The organism is Terrabacter sp. P5_B1 (genome assembly GCF_056400505.1).
The window spans coordinates 1-1,600 of sequence record NZ_JBFULD010000534.1; the positions used below are offsets into that span (position 1 = coordinate 1).

The 1,600-nt window shown below is 72.4% G+C and carries 2 protein-coding genes; one reads left to right on the forward strand and one right to left on the reverse strand.

Annotated features, from left to right (window positions below):
- Positions 1-77: 77 nt before the first annotated feature.
- Positions 78-1,145: a Gfo/Idh/MocA family protein gene (locus AC1DP0_RS21710; RefSeq protein ID WP_478088624.1), complete on the reverse strand. Its 1,068-nt coding sequence runs from the start codon at positions 1,143-1,145 to the stop codon at positions 78-80.
- 36 nt (positions 1,146-1,181) lie between these two features.
- Here AC1DP0_RS21710 and lipB point away from each other — a divergent pair.
- A partial coding sequence (gene lipB, locus AC1DP0_RS21715) for a lipoyl(octanoyl) transferase LipB (RefSeq protein WP_478088625.1) occupies positions 1,182-1,600 on the forward strand: 419 nt, incomplete at its 3' end.

The window sequence follows — 1,600 nt, forward strand, 5'->3', positions numbered from 1 at the left end:
GCGCGGTCCCGAGCCGCCAGGACGCAGGACGCGAGAGGCGCCACACGGCATACGCAGGCAGGTGCAGGGGCGGAAGGCTAGGGGGTCTGGCCGGGCGTCACGACCTCGACGACGCGACGGTCGCGGGCACTGATCCGAGCGGCGTCGACGACGGCGAGCACGTGGACCGCGTCCCTCGGGTCGACGGGCATCGTCGCCTGCGGGTCCGTCGAGACGAGGGCGGCAGCCACCGCGCGGTAGAAGTTCGCCTGGTCGGCGTCGGTCACCACGGGGCCGCGCTCGCGGTCGTCGCCGCGGACGATCCAGCCGATGGCGTCGCCGTCGTTCTCGAACTCCGTGAACGCGCTGACGTCGTCGAACTGTCGCCCGATGACGAACGACCCGGCTGATCCGTTGACGCGGGCGCGCGGCCCGGGGGCGCCGTTGACCGAGCTCGACACGAGGTGGCTGACCACACCCGAGGTGTGCCAGCAGGCCAGGAAGGTGTCGTCCTCGGCGACGGTCGTGCGCGAGTCGACCTCGGCATAGACCGACTCGACCTCGCCGTGCAGCAGCACGGCCTGGTCGACGAGGTGGGTGTGCAGGTCGAGGATCAGGCCACCGCCCTCCTCGGCGGGCGCCTGCTCGCGCCAGCGCTGCTTGGGCACGGGGCGCCAACGGTCCCAACGGTATTCGGCACGCCAGATCTCACCGACGAGCTCCTGGTCGCGCACGATCCGCAGGGCGGCCAGCTCGGGGTCGAAGCGTCGGTTGTTGAAGACCGTCAGGGGGACCCCGTGATGCGCTGCCTGGTCGAGCACGTCGAGGGCGCGACTCGCGTCGAGGGCGAGGGGCTTGTCCACGACGAGCGGCAGACGCGCCTCGATGACCCGTTCGGCCTGTTCGGCGTGCACGCCGCTGGGCGAGGCGAGCACGACGAGGTCGAGCCCGTCGACACCGAGGAGCGCCTCGAGGTCGGGCACCACCTCTGCACCGGGGAGGTCGGCGCGGACCTCTTGGGCGCGGGTCGCGTTCGAGGTCGACACGGCGGCCACGGTGAGACCGGCCCGGACGAGGAGCGGGGCGTGGATGCCGCGGCCCGCAGAGCCGTAGCCGACGAGTCCGACGCGCAGCGGGGTGGACGGGGACAGGTCGGTGTCTGGCACTCCGGCATCGTATGCCGCCCGGCGTAGGGTGACCGCATGCGCTTCGTCCACCTGGGCCTCGACCCCGACTTCGTCGACTACGAGCAGGCCTGGCAGGTCCAGCGGGACACCCACGCGAAGGTCGTCGCGGGCGAGGAGCCCGACACCGTCTACCTCCTCGAGCACCGCGCGGTCTACACGGCGGGCAAGCGCACCGAGCCCCAGGAGCGCCCCACCGACGGCACGCCGGTCATCGACGTCGACCGCGGCGGCAAGATCACCTGGCACGGACCGGGCCAGATCACCGGCTACCCGATCGTCCGGCTCCCGGCCCCCATCGACGTCGTCGGCTACGTCCGGCACATCGAGGAGATGATGATCCGGGTCTGCGCGGACTTCGGCGTCGAGGCCGGTCGGGTCGAGGGCGAGAGCGGCACCTGGATCGCGGCGGACGACCGCGGACCGCGGCGCAAGAT